Origin of the sequence: Actinomyces sp. HMSC075C01, from assembly GCF_001812965.1 — a bacterium.
Taxonomy (GTDB): domain Bacteria; phylum Actinomycetota; class Actinomycetes; order Actinomycetales; family Actinomycetaceae; genus Actinomyces; species Actinomyces acetigenes.
On record NZ_KV811029.1, the window covers coordinates 1 to 16,611 of the forward strand.

General features: G+C 68.2%; 9 protein-coding genes. 3 read left to right on the forward strand and 6 right to left on the reverse strand.

Annotated features, from left to right (window positions below; genetic code table 11):
- From HMPREF2883_RS11035 to HMPREF2883_RS11045, 3 genes are all read left to right on the forward strand, one after another.
- Positions 1–417, forward strand: a 417-nt coding sequence (locus HMPREF2883_RS11035) for a tetratricopeptide repeat protein (RefSeq protein ID WP_141759107.1), incomplete at its 5' end; no start/stop codon positions are given.
- A gap of 51 nt (positions 418–468) precedes the next feature.
- Positions 469–1,794, forward strand: coding sequence for a metallophosphoesterase family protein (locus HMPREF2883_RS11040; RefSeq protein WP_070662330.1), 1,326 nt, complete (start codon positions 469–471; stop codon positions 1,792–1,794).
- Positions 1,791–5,246 carry an AAA family ATPase gene (locus HMPREF2883_RS11045; protein WP_070662334.1) on the forward strand — a complete coding sequence of 1,152 codons (3,456 nt, stop codon included), beginning with the start codon at positions 1,791–1,793 and terminating at the stop codon, positions 5,244–5,246. The genes HMPREF2883_RS11040 and HMPREF2883_RS11045 overlap by 4 nt, the downstream gene beginning before the upstream one ends.
- Before the next feature lie 66 nt (positions 5,247–5,312).
- Here the strand turns inward: HMPREF2883_RS11045 and HMPREF2883_RS11050 are convergent, their stop codons facing one another.
- From HMPREF2883_RS11050 to HMPREF2883_RS11075, 6 genes are all read right to left on the reverse strand, one after another.
- Positions 5,313–7,934: a hypothetical protein gene (locus HMPREF2883_RS11050; protein WP_070662337.1), complete on the reverse strand. Its 2,622-nt coding sequence runs from the start codon at positions 7,932–7,934 to the stop codon at positions 5,313–5,315.
- A 365-nt stretch (positions 7,935–8,299) separates the two neighbouring features.
- Positions 8,300–9,373, reverse strand: coding sequence for a hypothetical protein (locus HMPREF2883_RS11055; RefSeq protein ID WP_070662341.1), 1,074 nt, complete (start codon positions 9,371–9,373; stop codon positions 8,300–8,302).
- A gap of 101 nt (positions 9,374–9,474) precedes the next feature.
- Positions 9,475–10,458, reverse strand: coding sequence for a hypothetical protein (locus HMPREF2883_RS11060; RefSeq protein WP_256277452.1), 984 nt, complete (start codon positions 10,456–10,458; stop codon positions 9,475–9,477).
- Positions 10,459–10,661: 203 nt separating this feature from the next.
- Positions 10,662–11,585: a hypothetical protein gene (locus tag HMPREF2883_RS11065; protein ID WP_070662347.1), complete on the reverse strand. Its 924-nt coding sequence runs from the start codon at positions 11,583–11,585 to the stop codon at positions 10,662–10,664.
- 30 nt (positions 11,586–11,615) lie between these two features.
- Entirely contained in the window at positions 11,616–14,375 is a 2,760-nt protein-coding gene (locus tag HMPREF2883_RS11070; RefSeq protein ID WP_256277456.1) for a GAP1-N2 domain-containing protein, read from the reverse strand.
- Between the two features lie 38 nt (positions 14,376–14,413).
- Positions 14,414–16,573 carry a SaeA-related protein gene (locus tag HMPREF2883_RS11075; RefSeq protein ID WP_176747215.1) on the reverse strand — a complete coding sequence of 720 codons (2,160 nt, stop codon included), beginning with the start codon at positions 16,571–16,573 and terminating at the stop codon, positions 14,414–14,416.
- Positions 16,574–16,611 lie beyond the last annotated feature (38 nt).

A 16,611-nucleotide genomic window follows, 5' to 3' on the forward strand; every position in this document is an offset into this window, starting at 1 on the left:
GGCCCCCACCACCCCCACACCCTGGCGTCACGCAATAACCTTGCCGGCGCCTACCAAGCAGCCGGCAGACTCAGTGCGGCCATCCCCCTGTTCGAGCAGAGCCTCAACGACAGCACCCGCATCCTGGGCCCCCACCACCCCGACACCCTCACCACACGCAACAACCTCGCAAGCGCCTACCAAGCAGCCGGCAGTCTCAGTGCGGCCATCCCCCTGCTCGAGCAGAGCCTCAACCACAGCACCCGCATCCTCGGCCCCGACCACCCCAGAAGCCTCGCCACACGCAACAACCTCGCAGACGCTTATCGCGCCGCTGGAATAATTGAGGACGCAGAGAAACTCTTCGAGACACCGTCGGACTCAGAGGACGAGCAGGACGGCACCGAGGAGGACCCGGAACAGGAATCCGGAGACTGACCGCCACAGGGTGCCGTCATTGATGTCGGTGGGCTGTGAGACAGTGTCCGTATGCGGATCCTCCACACCTCCGACTGGCACCTGGGACGCACCTTCCACGGGCGCGTGCTCGATGACGCCCACGCCGCCTTCGCCGACCACCTCGTCGAGCTCGTCACCGCCGAGTCGGTCGATGCCGTCCTCGTCGCCGGGGACGTCTACGACCGCGCCATCCCGCCCAATGACGCCGTCGCCCTCCTGGACGAGACACTGCGCCGACTGACCGAGCGCACCCGGGTGGTCCTCACCCCCGGCAACCATGACTCCGCCCGCCGCCTCGGCTTCGCCGCCGACCTCATGCGCGAGGGCCTCATCATCCGGGCCCGCACCGCCGGCCTCGACCGCGGCATCATCCTGCCCGACGCCGACGGCAACGACGCCGCCATCATCCACGCCCTGCCCTACCTCGACCCCGACGCCGCCCGCGAGATCCTCCCGCCCCTCCTCGCCGAACGCCTCGGCGAAGAGACCCCCGCGAAGCACACAGCAGGAGAAGACCAAGCCGAGAACGGGAATACCGCCTCCCAGCCCGACCCACCGGAGCGCCCACGCCTGCCCCGCTCCCACGAGGCCGTCGTCTCCGCCGCCCTACGCCTCGTGGCCGCAGACCTGGACCGCCTGCGCGCCCGCCACACCCGGCGCATACCGAGCCTGCTCATGGCCCACGCCTTCGTCGTCGGCGGCGAGGCCTGCGAGTCCGAGCGAGACATTCGCGTCGGCGGCATCGACTCCGTACCCTCCGGCGTCTTCACCACCCTGGGCGGCTCACCCCTGGCCGAGCGCAGCGGCGGCCTCGACTACGTGGCCCTCGGCCACCTCCACCGGCCCCAGGAACTCACCCGGCCCGCCGGCCCACGCCTGGTCTACTCCGGCTCACCCCTGCCCTTCTCCTTCGACGAGGCCGAAGGCGCCCGCAACGCCGCCACCAAGTCCTCCGTCCTGCTGGACCTGGACGCCGACGGCGTCACCGGCCTCGAGCGCATTCCCACCCCGGTCCTGCACCAGGTACGCACCCTGACCGGCACCATGCCCGAGCTCCTCTCCCCCGCCTTCGACGACGCCACCGGCGCCTGGGTACGCGTCATCCTCCAGGGCGAGCGGCCACCCGGCGCCCTAGCCACCCTCAAGGAAAGATTCCCCAACCTCCTGGCCTTCCAGCACGAGGCCCCCACGCGCACAGCCCGCGAGCGCATCACCGTCACCGCCGCAGCAGACCCGCTGCGCATCACCGAGGACTTCTTCGACAACGTCTGCGGGCGCGCCCCCGAGCCCTCCGAGCGCAGCGTCCTGCGCAGCGCGTACGAGTCCGCCCTGGCGAGCGCGAGGAGCGAGCGATGAGGATCCACTCCCTGACCATGACCGGCATCGGCCCCTACGCGGGGCGGGAGCACATCGACTTCGACGCCGTGGGCGCCTCCGGCCGCTTCCTGCTCACCGGCCCCACCGGCTCGGGCAAGACCACCATCATCGACGCGATCGTCTTCGCCCTCTACGGGGACGTGGCCGACTCGGCCGACTCCTCCAAGGAGCGCATCCGCTCCACCCTCGTCGGCCCGCACACCGAGAGCGTCATCGAGCTCGTCTTCTCCACCGGCGCCGGCGTCTACCGGGTACGCCGCACCCCCACCTACGAGCGGGCCAAGCGGCGCGGGCAAGGCACCACCACCCAGAACGGCACCGTCAAGCTCTGGCACCTGGCCGAGGTCGGCGGGGAACCGCTCGACGAGCCCGTCACCCGCGTGGGCGACGCCGACGCGGAGATCACGCGCGCCGTGGGCTTAAGCCGGGAGCAGTTCACGCAGACGGTCGTCCTGCCGCAGGGCAAGTTCGCCCGGTTCCTGCGCGCCGACTCCTCCGAGCGCCAGCACCTCCTCAAGGATCTCTTCGGCACCGGCATCTACGACGCCATCCAGGACGCCCTCATCCAGACCTCCCGGGACGGGGCCCGGAGGGTCGAGCAGGCCGCCGCCGACCTGCGCGGGCAGGTCACCTCCCTGGGACGACACCCCCTCCTCACCGAGGCACCCTCCCCCACTGAGACCGCAGATGCCGGGAAGGAGACCGCCGACGCCGATCAGGCGGTTCTCCCAGAGGACTCGTCACCGGATGACTCGTCACCGCAGGCCCCGCCCGGAGGGACCCAGGAGGCGCTGCCGCTGCCCATGGATGACGCCGACCGTGCGGAGCCGGAGGAGGCCGACGCTGGTCCTGCTCCAACGCCCGCCCAGGTGCTGGAGGCGGCGATAGCGGGAGCCGCACCGGACCTGGCGGCTCTTCGCCGCATCGGCGCCCAGGTGCTGGAGGACTCACGCAACCGGGTCGCATCGGCCGACGCCCGGGCCGAGGCCGCGGGGGCGGCCCTCACCCGGGCCCAGTCGGCGCGCGAGGAGGCCCAGAGTCTCCACGACCTCCTGGAACGGCGCCGTGCCCTCATCGAGGAGAAGGAGCGGCTGGCCGAGCGCGCTGAGCAGGACGCCGCCGACGCCGAGCACCTCCGGGATGCCGAGCGAGCCTCCCGGGTGCGGCCCTACCTGGCAGCCGAGCAGGCCACCCGTCGCCGCGCCCAGCAGGCCGTCACCGCACTGGCCGCCCGCGCCGACCAGAGCGGACTGGCCCACCTGGCCGAACAGGCCGGAGTCACCAGTGCCGACAGCGCAGAGGAGGCCACCGGCAGCGCGGCTCGCAGTCACGGTGCCGCGGTGACGCCAGCTGCTCTCATCGAGCCCCTAGTCCGTGAGGCGCAGCGCCAGCTCACCACCCTCGAGGCCGAACCCAGCGAGGCCAGGGCCGGCGCCACCGAAGTGGACACGGCCCCACAGGACTCCGACGCGGCAAAGACCCCTGTGGCGGCCGGTGAATCGGAGACGGACCGCGCTGAGGCCCTGAGCCCCGACGACCTCGACGACCTGGCGCACCACTGCCGTCGCGAGCACGGGCAGCTCGAGACCCTCGTGGACCTCGAGGCCGGTCTCCCTGAGCGCGAAAGTGCCTTGCAGCAGCGGGAGGCGGAGCTGCAGCGCGCCGCCGCCCAGTTGGAGCAGCGCGCGGAGAAGCTCGCCGAGCGCCCCGCACAGCGCACCGCCCTGGTGGAGACGCTGGAGGCGGCGCGCGCGGCCCACGAGCGCCTCGACGGCCTTCAAGACCGCCGGGCCCGGGCCGAGGAGCGCCACCAGGCTGCCCTCGCCGTCGAGCAGCTCAGTACTCAGCTCGCCCAGCGGGACGCCGCCTGCGCTCAGGCGGCCGCGCTCGCACGGGAGGCGACCGAACGAGTTCGCGCCACCCGCCTGGCCTGGATCTCCGGGACCGCCGGGGCACTCGCCGGTGAGCTCACCGAGGGTGAGCCCTGCCCCGTGTGCGGCTCGACCACCCACCCCCCCCCCGCCACCGCCGGCACCGACGGCGCCACCCGTCAGCAGGTCGAGGCCGCCGAGGAGCAGCAGCGGCAGGCCGACGAGGCACTCACCGGTGCCCTCCGGCAGCGCGACACCTGTGCCACCCGGCTTGAGGAGGCCCAGCGCACCAGTGACGGCATGGATGCCCCCGCCGCCAAGGAGGCACTGGAGGCGGCCGCCACCGCCCTGGCCACGGCGCGAGCCGCAGCCGACGGCGCCGAGGAGCTGGCCGGGCGCCTCGACGCCTTCGATGCCGGCACCGAGCAGGAGCGCGCCGCACTCGATGCCGCCCGCTCCGCCCAGGAGTCCGCCCGCAGCCGCCTGGAGGCCGAGCGCGAGGCCCTCACCCAGGACCAGCGGCGCTGCCTGGAGGCGCGCGGGACCTGGCCGAGCGTCACCGCCCGCGCCGCCGCGCTCCTCGTGCGGGCCAAAGAGGCCGAGGACGCCTCCGCCGACGTCGACACAGCCCGCACCGCCCTGGCCCAGGCCCGCAGCGCCCTGGCGGACCTGGCCGCCGCGCTGAAGGAGGAGGGCTTCACCGATGCGGCCCAGGCGACGGCGGCCCTCATGGAGCGCGGTGCCATCGAGGCCCTGACGGCCAGCGTGCGCGCCGCCGCCACCGCCCGCGAGCGGATCCGCCTGGGCCTGGAGGACCCGCAGATCGCCGCCCTGAGCGGCCAGGAGGAGGACCGCCTCGAGGATGCCACCGCCGAGCTCGCCCAGGCAGATGCCGCCGCCAGGCAGGCCGCCTCCGCTCAGGCGCGCACCGCCGAGTCCCACGAGCACCTGCGCCGGGCCGTTGACGGCGTCGAGCAGGCGGCCACTTCCTACGAGGAGGCGGCCGGCTCCAGTGCCGACCTCATCCGGGTGGCGAACCTCGCCCGCGGGGAGAACGAGGCCGGCACGCCCCTGGCCACCTGGGTGCTGCAGGCCCGCTTCGAGGAGGTCCTCGTCTTCGCCAACGAGCGCCTGTCCCAGATGTCCTCCGGACGCTACGAGCTCATCCGGGTCGCCGAGGAGACCAGCCAACGCAGGCGCCGCAAGGGACTGGGCCTGGCCGTCGTCGACCACCTCGGTGACGAGCGCACCCGCGACCCCCGGACCCTCTCGGGTGGAGAGACCTTCTACGTCTCCCTGTCACTGGCCCTCGCCCTGGCCGACGTCGTCTCAGCCGAGTCCGGGGGCGTGAGCCTGGAGACCCTCTTCATCGACGAGGGCTTCGGCACCCTGGACGCCGACACCCTCCAGGCGGTCATGGCCCAGATCGACCACCTGCGCGCCGGCGGGCGCACCGTCGGCATCGTCTCCCACGTGGCCGAGCTGCGCGACCAGATCGCCGAGCGCATCGCAGTGCGGCGCGTCGCCTCGGGCGGCTCCACCCTGAAGGTGACCGCCTGAGACGACGCGCCGCGAACGCATCCTGCTGGCCGGTGCCGACCCAGCGGCCGGCACCGGCCAGTGGCCCTAGAAGACGCTGCTGCTGGACTCGATCGTGATGGTGGGCTCGCCATCACCCTCCGGCAGCTCCACCTTCCCGGAGAAGGTGAACTTCGCCTTGCGGGGGCTGGGGTTCTTGTCGAAGGCCGTCGGCTTGGGAGACCCGGAGATGTTGATCTCGTCGGAGGTGAAGGACAGGTCATTGCTGTCCTCGGAGAACTCCACCTTCGTGGCGTCCTTCTCCACCGACAACGAGGTCATGTCCGAGGAGGTCTGGTAGGGGCAGGTCTTGTCCGAGTTCGTCGGAACGGTCGCACAAGTCTTCGTCTGCTCCTTGACCTTCTCCAGCGCCTTGGTCTTGAGCTCGTCAGTGGGAGTGGCATCCACCTTCTGGGTGCCCACCGACTCGGCCTCCGAGGCGGCACCCTTGCCCGAAGGAATCAGGGTGAAGGAGGTCTCCTTGGCAGAGAGGTACTTACTGACGGAGTCCGGCGCCGACACCGGGTACACACCGGGGTAGGCGAACTGGGTCGAGGTGCGGCTCCCACTCCACCCGTCCTTCTCCTTGGCCAGGTCAATGGCAACCCCAGCGACCTTCAGCCCCGGGAGCGAGGAGGAGCTGAAGTCCGCGGAGACCACGAGGGGCTTATCCACCTTCCAGCTGTCCAGGCCGAAGGAGCCCGACGACTTCGAGGCGGTGAAGTCGTACTCGAAGGCCTTCCCGTCCAGGGACAGGTGAGCCTTGATCGTGGCGGTGTCACCGGAGATGGTGGGCTTGTCGATCTTGGTGACCTTGATCCTCGCCTTGGCGGCCTTGAGGGCGTCGTCGGTCAGCAGCTTGCGCTGGTCGTTGGGAACACCGGGGTCCACCATCTTGGTGGCCTCGGAGGCCTTCCCCTCCGACAGGAGCGTCAGGTAGCTCTCGACCGCCTTCTCGGGTCCGCGCATGCCGTTGACGACGTTGAGCGCGACGACGCCGGCAACCACCAGCGCCACCACGACCCCGAAGACTGACAGTCCCAGAATGACCTTCTTGCGCGAGGCCGCACTCATCGGGGCGGGCTCGGGCAGCTCACCCGACGCAGTCGCGCCCGCGGCAGCCACACCGCCGAAGCCGGGAGCCGGGGCCTGCGAGGCCGGCGTGGTCTCCACCCACTGGCCGGTCGCCGGGTCCATGGAGAAGACGGCACCGGTGGCCGGGTCCGTGGCGATGCTGGCCCCCGTGGCCGGGTCGGTGCTGTACGCCCACTGCTGGGCCGACGACGTCGGAGCCACGCCGGAGGTGCCCGCACGCCAGGCCGCACTGGCCTTCTTCCCACCGGCCAGCCGCAGCACTGCCGGGAAGGAGGAGTAGACCCACAGGGGCAGCAGCTCCGCCAGCACCGAGATGATCGCCACCACGACCCCGGTCAGGAAGAAGGTCAGGGCGTTGGGCTGCATGCTCACAGACATGTAGTGGCCCGATCCACCGCCCGAGGAACGCATCGGGGTGTCAGCGCCTGAGAAACGCAACGGAAGCAGCCCATAGAAGACGATCGCCCCCAGGACCAGTGACACGAGCGGAAGCTGCCAGACGCGCTGCCACTCGGTCCGCCCCGTGCGGGCACGCCTGACGCCCACGCGCACCGCCGCCGCCACGATGGCCACGATCATGGCCGCGAACAGCAGGATCGACCAGCTGCCGAACCAGGTCCAGGCGTAGGCGTCGCCGCCGTCCTCGCCGCCCAAGGACGGCAGGAAGTAGGCCAGAGCCGCCGCGGCCTCACTCTTGTCCAGGGTGATACCTCCCAGGGACCCCATGCCCAGGGCAAGCAGAACCAGGTTCGGCAGGAGCACCGGCAGCAGAAGAATCGAGGCGAAACCCGACCCCTGGATCAGTACCGCAGCGATGTAGGCGACAATGATGAAGTTCCCCAGGACCACACCCAGTGCGGTGCTCAGGGCACCCAGCTCACGGCCGATCTGCACCACCGGGCTCGGCAGGCGCTCAAGCAGCGCCCCGCCACTGCGAGCCACCACCAGCGCCACGAAGACCACCACAGTCACCAGCAGGATCGTCATCAGCGCGGAGGAGGAGACCGTCATGACCTTCAACCCCATCATCTTGGCGGTCATGGAGAACGGAGCCGTCACCAAGCAGGCCACCAGCGCCACAGCCAGAGCCTCGGCTCCGGCCCGCGCCAGAGTCGGGACCAGAGGGGCCGCCGACCCGTCAACCGCAGCCCGGCGGCGCGCCAGCCAGAAGACCCCGATGCCAGCGGCGGTCAGCGCCCCCATGGGCAGCAGCGTGAAGGTCAGGGTGACGGTCTCGTACTCGTTCGACCCTGACATGACGAACTGCCCACCCAGGCTCCAGCCCATGAGCAACGGCAGCGTGGAGAAGGTCGTCGGGAACGTCTTCGTCGAGTCCGTGGTCGACACGGCCACCATCGTGAGGATCGCGCTGATAGCTGCGGATCCGAGCACGATCGCCAAGCTCAGGGCCGTGGAGGTCAGGCCCGGGCCGCGGAACCAGGCGGTGAAGGTCTGCGCCAGGGGCGAAGGCTGAGCGGCCTGCCCGGGCTGCACGAACCCGCCTTGAGCCTGTGGCACCGGCGCTCCAGGAGCGGGGGCGGCGGCCGGGACGCCCATCGTGTTCGGGGCGGCCACGGCTTCTCCTCCGGGGGCGGCGGCCGGGGGCGGCGGAGGCGGCACGGCCGCACTGGGCGCCTCAGGCACGGGGGCACTCGGCGGAGGCGGCACGGGCACAGCAGGGAAGCTGCCGGTCTCCGGCCCCGACGTCATCGGGGGCGCAGGGACTGGAGCCTCACCAGTGCCATACGAAGGGTCGGGAGGAAAACTGCTGTTGGACACAGGGCTGCCTTCGATAGGGAATCAAACACGGCAGTTTTACCCTACAGAAACCGGCCGCGCACCAGTTTCGTCACCCAGTCTTGACATGCGATCAGCACCGCCCGCGAATAAGCACTGACAGAGCCGCCCTCGGTGCGCCCAACGTCCCACCGCGCCCGAGGCTAGCCCTGGCCGCCGTCCGAGTCGCCCTCACCCTGCTGGCCGTCCCCGCCGTCCTGACCGCCACCGTCCTGGGAGCCGCCGTCCTGGGAACCGTCCTGCTGGTCCCCGGACTGGTCGGTCCCCTGCGAGTCCGTGTCCGACGGGGCGACGCCCTGCTCCGCGGCCTTGTCCTTGACCGTGTTGAGGATGCTGATGAGGTCGTCCCGTCCGGGGAAGGAGGCGCCGGACTCCAGGGCCTTGAGGGCCTGGTCGACGTTGCCGATCTTGATCTGACCGGAGAAGCTCTCCGCCTCGGCCAGGGTGTGCGTCTTGAGCACGCCCGCCCCGTAGTAGACGCCCGCTCCTGTGGCCACCAGGGGCAGGAACAGTGCCGCCAGGACCAGTAGGACGGCAGGCCCCTTCGGCTTGGCTCTGGCCAGGGCCGAGCAGGACACGAGGAAGGCGAAGAAGGCCAGCACCGCGCCACCGCCGGCTGCGCCGATGGCGGCCCAGTTCGGTGTCCAGCTCCGAGTCGAGAGGATCTCGAAGACGTGCAGCGTGCTCAGCAGCGTGTAAGTCCCCCACCCCAGGGCTCCGCAGGCCACGAGCACCATGATCGTCCCCACCGGAAGGGCGGCGGTGCGACGGCGCTCAGGCGGACGCGGAAGCTGCACCGGGGGCTCCGGCTCGGGCTCGCTCCAGGTCCCCTGCACCGGCACCTGGGAGACCATGGGCCGTGCGGGCTCGGGGGTGACGTAGACCGGCTGGACCGGCTCGGCCGGGTAGACCGGCTGCGTCTCCATGGCCATCGTCTGCGGCGCCGCGGGCATGGGCTGAAGGACCTGCGTGTACTGGCTGCGCTGGTCCGGGGAGGCGGCCAGCTGCGGGGTCGACGTCGACGGCGGCAGGTACCCCCATCCCTCGTCCCCCGGCGGCATGGCGATGGCCTCCGTGGCCCCCGACTGCGCCTCCATCTGGGCAAGATCGATCCGCTCGGTGGGCCGACCACGGTCAATGTGATCGGTACAGTCGACGGCCGCGTCCGCCTCTGCGTCGTCGTCGAACTGCGGTCCACGGGAGAGAGGACGAGACACGATAAGGCTCCTTGCCTGAGGGTACCGATGGGGTCGCTACGACCCCGAGGCTACGCCACCGGCGCCCTGGACACGAGGAGCCGACGGCCTTGCCGAGTGCGTCACAACGACAGCCCCCTGACGTGCATGCCCCACAGCACCGGATCGAGCACCCTGAACGGGGAGATACCTCGTTCGGTGAGCCGCCCCTTGTGCCGCGGAGACTCACCGACCGCAGACACGGCAAAGTGCCGATACTCATGGATCTGCCGGTTCGCCTTCGCCTGCTCAGCCAGGAGCGTCACCGACTTCTCTCCGATCAGCTGGAACAGAGACCTCACCTCTGCGTCCAGGAAATCGAGGTCGTCCATGAGCACCCTACCGGCGTCAGGCTCCTGCATACCAGCCAGGATCATGGTGTCATCCCGGTTGATGTGTGCCGCCGGGTTGGCCAGCGCCGGCGCCATCGGGCTCATCGCCTGGGGCAGCTGATGCAGGGAGTCGAACTTGGAGACCGTCAGGGCCAGGAGCGCCCGACCGGACTCCATGAGCCCCATGATCGCCGGCAGCACCTCCCCGGATCGCGCCCCCAGTCGCCCCTTATCGACGTCCGGAATGATGCCGGAGAGCACCTGACGCACCGAGTCCAGCAGAATCGGGTCGAAAAGGAAGATGACCAGGTCGGCTCGATCGTGGAAGCTGAACGCGGGCGGCCGACCAGTGAGATTCTCCATGTCCTCACCCGGAACATCACGCATCACGATATACAGACGCCCCGATCGAGCCCCTGAGACCTCCCAGATAAGAGGATCACTCTCGAAGGACGCCCCCACACCCAGCGGGTGGGTGCCCTCCATGGCCACATTCTCTTTGAACAGCGGCCGATAGTACATGGCATTGTAGGCATCGTGGGTGCGGCGCGTGTATGGCTGCACCGTGCACGCCCTCTCCTGCGCATACCGACGCAGCACATTGACCATGACGGCGATGTAAACAGATTTACCCGCCCCCCGCGCTCCCGTGATAGCCATGGTGAACACGTTGGCATCGCGCCAGCCCTGTGGAAGGTCTCGATGGCAGACGCCGCAGATCTCCTGCACGCACATCGACTGGCAACGCCGACACTTCACCGCGCTCGGAAGAACCTTGACGTCCTGCCTCAGAGTCTCCCGATAGAAAGGAGTACGATTCATCTCATAACCGGCGTAGGCAGAGGCCTGAGGATCCGGGACCTCAGCACACCCTCCGGTGCACCTCAGGAATATCTCGGACGGAGAGATCGGAGTGAAGCAGTACGGGCACGCAGAACTCATGATGACGTTCCAATCGACGCATTAGATGAAGCGGGCTGAGAGAGCCAGTCCAGAAGGGGGCCCATGGTGGCGAGAGTCTGCGAGGTGAAAGCCGCATCCTCCCGCAGAAGCTCGTTCCACGCATCACCATTGGGCACGAAGTAGGGCGCCCCGCTGTGGGGGGCGAGCGCACGAACGATCTCCGGGCTGCCAAGGACAAGGCACTCGCAACGCCCCGCCTCCAAGGGAATGTCAGTCACGACGATGCGCCTGCCCCGGGCATCGGGGTCCACCTGCACCGAGCCGACCCCGCCCACCCCCCTTGACGAGGCATCGACCGAGCCACCGACACTGAGGGAACGTACATGAGGTGCAGCGACGCCGAGAACCGCGTACAAGTCGGCCACAAAGTCCAGGAACGACTCCACGCGGGACCGGTGCTGCACCATGGACGCGGAGGCGTCAACGACGACCTCCGTGACCGTCGGCACCAAGGACGCCCCGGACTCCTGCCTGCGCTTGGCGCACCAGCCCCCCAGCCCGAGCGTCGCCGCACCTCCCTCACCTGGACGGACACGAATCGCCTCACCCTCCAGCGTGAGCTGGAGGAGGGGGGCACTGGCCTGGCCAGCCACCGGGATTGCCCTGATGAGGTAGGCGTGCTCCCCGCCGGCGGCGTCGAAGGACAGGTCGACGACGCAGTCGCCGGGGAAAGCCTCCTGGGATGACGCGTTGGCACGAACGATGACGGGCCGCTCAGCCGAGACCGCTCTTCCGGGGAACGCGACGGCATCGCGCGAAGCCCCGAGATACTTCGGAGCACTCGAGGTGCCCACGACCTCCAAGGTGGCGGGCACGGGAGCGACCAGACCGATCTCAAGAGCGCCTCGATTGCTCACCGAGAACTCTTTCCACTGCCCACTGGCGAGGATGTCAGGCATTGGCTTTCCTTTCCCACAGCAGTCTCAGTATCATCTCAGTATCCTCCGACGACTTCCGGAGCCACGCCCCGCAGCCGACAGCAGGGTCTTATCGACCCAGCGGCGCGCCCCGGCATCATTATTGAACAGGCCATAAAGAATTGGTCGTGACAGCTCGACCCCCCTAGCACCACCGCGAGCGATAACAGCACGAGCTGTCGCTAAAGCCGCGTCGTCCTTACCTGAGAACAGGGCGGAGGACTGCATTTCAACTCGCTCCAGCTGACTCACCTGCGCATCAACCAGGGCCCCCATGTCTTCGGACATGCGAACGCCACTGCTGAAATAGAGGTTCCGAACCAGGGGCGGTATCAGTACACCCAACCCGTTATCCTCGTCGGCGACCAGGTACTCCGGGTGACGTTGGAGAATATCAGGAAGCTCCGTCATCACCTGCTCCAGCTTCTGATTCACCAACCGAACCTCGGGACCGTTGCCTCTCAAGACGACGTCCTCAAGAACGACGCGCCTGCCGCCCCAGACTCCGGCCAGCAGCACTCCCAGGGCCTTGATCATCGCCTGATGCACCGATTCGCGGTTGAGGTCTTGACGTTGAGCCGCCAGCGCACAGATGGCGATCAGGATGTTTCCAGCGTAGGTCAGGGCGGCATCGACGCCCAGCTTGCTCATCAGAGGCATCTTCCGACTGAGCACGACCAGGCTCATGGCAGCAGAAGGGGAGAAACGATGATCCAGCCTGGTAGTCAGGGAGTGATCGGTGAATCCGCGGCGGTTGAGGTAGGTCCGGGCCACCTTGTCCACATTCTTCGAGTCATAGCTCCTGGCCAGGACCTCGGTGAAGATCTCGTGGAAGTTCTGACAACTATGAGGGAGGTGCTGCACCATGTCGGGCGTCGCCCGCTGTGACAGCGCCGTGACCACCGTGGGTTGAAGCCTGAAGAGGCCTCCCAGACGCTCCAGCGCGCGACATGCCCGGCCGACGTCATTCCCACCAGCGGCAAGCCTCGTCAAAGCGACCTGGGCTTCAATCTGTACTCGATTTCCGGGCTCGTTGTCCTGGCTCAACCAGTCCAGGACCTCGGGACTGAGACTGGGCAGGACCCTCAGTCGCCCAGAGTGCTCCTCACTATCGAGTTGCCAGTTCACCCGGTCGGCCAGCATGCTACGGGTGAGTGATATCGCCGGCACAGCAAGAATCTCACGCTGCTCACGGGAACCGTTGGCGGCCGGCTGCATCATGTCGGCGTCTCCTTGCAGGAGAACATCGCACGTCCTGGTTGAGATGTTGACGTGCTCGCGGAGCATGCGATCCAAGACGCGCAGGCTCCCAGCAGTTCCCGGCTGCTCGGCCTCGACACGCTCTTTGGCGTGCGCAAGTGCCGCATCGACCGCGGAGCGATGCTCCGGCATCCCGCTCCACTCACGCAGGCAACGGTTGGCCTGCTCGGAGACGGGGCGCTCGAGGTCGGTCAGCCACCGGACCTCACGGCACGCGGCATCGAGGTAGCGTTCGCAGAGCCCGCTGACGAGTCCACTCACTGGCGCCCAGCGGGGAATCTGAGAGAGTCGCTCATACCAGGCTGCAGGGCTCCGCGTTGATGAGCCGAGTACGCGATCAGTCACCACGGCCGCGAGGTAGTCGTTACCGACCATGGACCTGGGATAGCACGACACGAGCTCAACCTCGATGAGCTCCGCCTCGTCCTGCGTGCGCGCCGCCGCGTCCTGTGAAGAGCGCGGCGTCCCCTCCTGCTGAGGCTCGAGGAGCCCAGGATCGCAGGCCTCGGCCGCGGCCAGCGGCCACCCCGGGCTGAGATCGGAATGATCGGGCAGAAGGCTGAGGACGTCCTTCATCCCTTCGTAGGCGGCGACCCACGCTCCCAGGTCCTGACTCATGAGGGCCACCAGGCGTCCCCACGACGTCGTTGGCGCCGGCTCGACGGCGCCGCCCTCGTTCGGGTCGATGACGATCAGGCCCGCTCGAGACTCCCCCATGTTCTTCAGGTCCTGTCTCGGAACGCAGGCCACGTCGATACGAGACTGCACGAGCATCTCGACGTCCGAGGGCGTCAGGATCCTCTGAAGGACGGAGTAGCTCAGGTACCGCCCGGTGGCTGGGGCACAGGTGCGCAGCAGCGCGCCGATCCACAGGGCGGCTTCATCGGTCGAGGACACTGCGAGGATCACAGTGTTCCTCCTGCTTGACCGGTCAGACGGGAGGCCATCCCATCGGGCACGGATCGCCTGGAGCAGCCCCGGCTCGAGAGCATCGGCCATGGCGACGAGGGCCGGGCTCCGTGAGCCGTCGGAGAGGAACTCGGCCACCGTGTCATCGTCGACGCTGGCGCCGGGTTGCAGTGACGCCGGGTCGGGTAGCTCCGCCTGCCTCACCTGCTCGGGCCCGAAGGGAGTCACCCATCCGAGTGATCTCCACAGGTCAATGGTCCGCAGGTCGGGCGCCGGTTCATGGTGCTTGACAAGCACCACATGAGTCATGGTGTTGGGCCGTCCCGTTGTGTCGTTCCCCGCCGGGGCGGTGTGGACGAGTACCAGGCCCTTGTCCGTCGAGAACTGCGCCAGGCGTCGATCAGCTGCCGCCACCTCCTGCTCCGTGGGGAATCCGGACAGGGGCGTCACGGGGTTGAGGGTGGGGTCGATCAGCGTATACAGCGTGCTTGCATCGTCTTCACTCAGGCCGGGAGAGTGCGCCATTGTCTGCCACCCCGAGCGTTCTACCCCGTCAACGACATGATCGACGTTGGTGTAGAGAAGCTGCTCGCATCCCGGCATCAAACCGACAGTCGGATCAGAGTCGTCTCCCACGAGGGTCACCCCTTCTTGATGAGATCCGAGAGTGACGGATCGACCAGACCGAAGTGCTCGAGCGCCTGATGCTTAGCCCCCTCGTCAATGGCGCTCAGCGGATAGGAGTCGACAACCAGCCTGAAGTATCCGGCAGGGAATTTCGAGTGATCGAACCATAGTGACAGCGGCTGTCCGTTAGGCGGCACCAGAACGGACATTGCAGGCTCTTGGGGGTTGTCCTTGGTGGGGCGCTCCAGGAACAAGCCGACCCTCTGCCCGTCGGCGGCGTGAAGAGGAAGGTGCGAGGGGTTGTGCAGCAGCGTCAGCCCGATAGCTCCTGACTGGTCAGGAACCCCCCTGAGGGCCTCAACGGTGACCTCGACGACGGTATGCCCGAAACGCGCCACCGCTTGACGCATGAAACCGCCCATGACTTTCACGTCGCCCGGCCACTTGAGAGAGTACTGGTAGGTCCACAATGAGGGAACCTCGATACTCACTGGCGGTGAGGAGATCTGGGTGCCGGACATGTAGGTGATCGCATTGAGGTGGAGGCACCCGCCGGGAGCGGGCAGGCCGTTCTTGATGACGCAGCCACCATCAGCCTGGTAGTCCTCATGGGTCACGGACATGAAAGGTGTTGTCGAGGCATCGAACGGAGCGTCCGGAGCCGTCATGCGCAGCTCCACAAGAGTCGCATCGCCCGGCCAGGTGAATGTCACCAGATCCCAGTTCAGACGGCGAGTCAGCGTGACGTTCTCGATGCTGGTGGCGCGTTTGCGCTGGGAGGTCGTCCCGATCGTCACCTCCCCGTCACCGTGGAAGGTCACCGGGGTGAAGTAGATGGTGTCCCACTCGTGCCCATCAGGCCATGGAACCGCAGAGATCGTGCGCAGCTGCCGGGCGGGAGTGTCGAGCTCCTCGATGCCTGCGGCCGCGGTGATAGCCGCATCCTGGGGAAGGCCCGCGCTCGCCAGTGCCTCCTCGGGAACCGTGGCTCGATCGGATGCCGCCGGGTCCACGGGCCTCTGAGTGCGGTAGACCGTCACGGAGGACTGAGACAGCTGGGTCCACGTGAGTCTCAGAGCCGATCCGCGCGCCGGGTCGCCCCCTTCGTCGTCAGCGATGGCCAGGTCGACGATCTTCTCGCGCTCCACCTCGGGAGTGATCTGCTGGCGGATCGGCGTGGAGGTGTAGGTCTCCCCCGAGATCTGGGCCTCGACGGCGGCAACGTAGTTGTACCGCTTTCCCCCCACGAGATTCTCAGAGTCCTGAAACCCCGCTCCATTATTCGGGATCTCGCAGCTGAGCCAGGCGCTCCCGCGCAGATAACGCCCTACTGGTTGTTCCAGAGGAAGGCGGGCGGTACGCACCTTCACCGTGGCCCCGGGGGGAGCCACCGGAGGTTCCCAGGAGGCGTCAACGCACCGGGACTCGGAGTTGAAGCTCAGGGACCACTGCGCCACGGGGTGAACGACGACGCGACTGGCGACTCGCCGGCACTGCCCCAGATATTTCTCGCCATCGCCAAGGCGCTCGTAGCCCCATACGGTGACGAAGCGCACGGCCGTTGTCCACGGGGCCGAGTCCAGTGCGTTCAGACCCTCGGTGACAGCCGCCTCGTCGAAGTCATCCGGGCTATAGGGATCCTCCAGGTCCGAGATGACCACCCGATAGACCTCGGACTGTCCCGCGTCGGGCCAGGTGTAGCGCAGGCTGCCTCCGACGTCACTGACGGTGACCGGGACCCGCCCTCCTTCCTCAGGCCGGTCAAGATCCTCGCGAGAATAGTCGTAGGCGGGAAAGATCCAGTCGATCGTCTCCTCATCGGAAGGGGCCTGCGAGGCCTGGTCCGGCTGCGGCGTCGGCTCCTCGTTGGTGGCCTCCTGCATGCCGTGCGCGTCAGGCAAGGGGGCGCCCTCGGGCAGAGGGTCACCGGCGTCGGCTCCCTGCTCCTCCAGCTGGACACTGATCCCGTTCTTGGGACCAAACCTCCTGTTGAGCATGAGCGCAACCGGCAGGGCCACGGTCATGGTCAGCTCATCGTTCCCGTCCAGCACGCGGTCGACGATCTCCTGAGGGGAGAAGACCGTTCCGCCGTCGACATCCTTGCCGGTGAGCATGAGGGACTTCCATGACGAGGCACGGACGTTCTGCTTGACCTCCTCGGGTGCCTCGGTCATCCATTGCGTCATTGCATGCGTGAATTCACGAAAAGTGA

Coding starts and splice junctions, on each gene's coding strand:
- HMPREF2883_RS11040 (WP_070662330.1), top strand. CDS start 469: ATGCGGATCCTCCACACCTCCGACTGGCACCTGGGACGCACCTTCCAC.
- HMPREF2883_RS11045 (WP_070662334.1), top strand. CDS start 1,791: ATGAGGATCCACTCCCTGACCATGACCGGCATCGGCCCCTACGCGGGG.
- HMPREF2883_RS11060 (WP_256277452.1), bottom strand. CDS start 10,458: ATGTGCGTGCAGGAGATCTGCGGCGTCTGCCATCGAGACCTTCCACAG.
- HMPREF2883_RS11065 (WP_070662347.1), bottom strand. CDS start 11,585: ATGCCTGACATCCTCGCCAGTGGGCAGTGGAAAGAGTTCTCGGTGAGC.
- HMPREF2883_RS11070 (WP_256277456.1), bottom strand. CDS start 14,375: ATGCCGGGATGCGAGCAGCTTCTCTACACCAACGTCGATCATGTCGTT.
- HMPREF2883_RS11075 (WP_176747215.1), bottom strand. CDS start 16,573: ATGACCGAGGCACCCGAGGAGGTCAAGCAGAACGTCCGTGCCTCGTCA.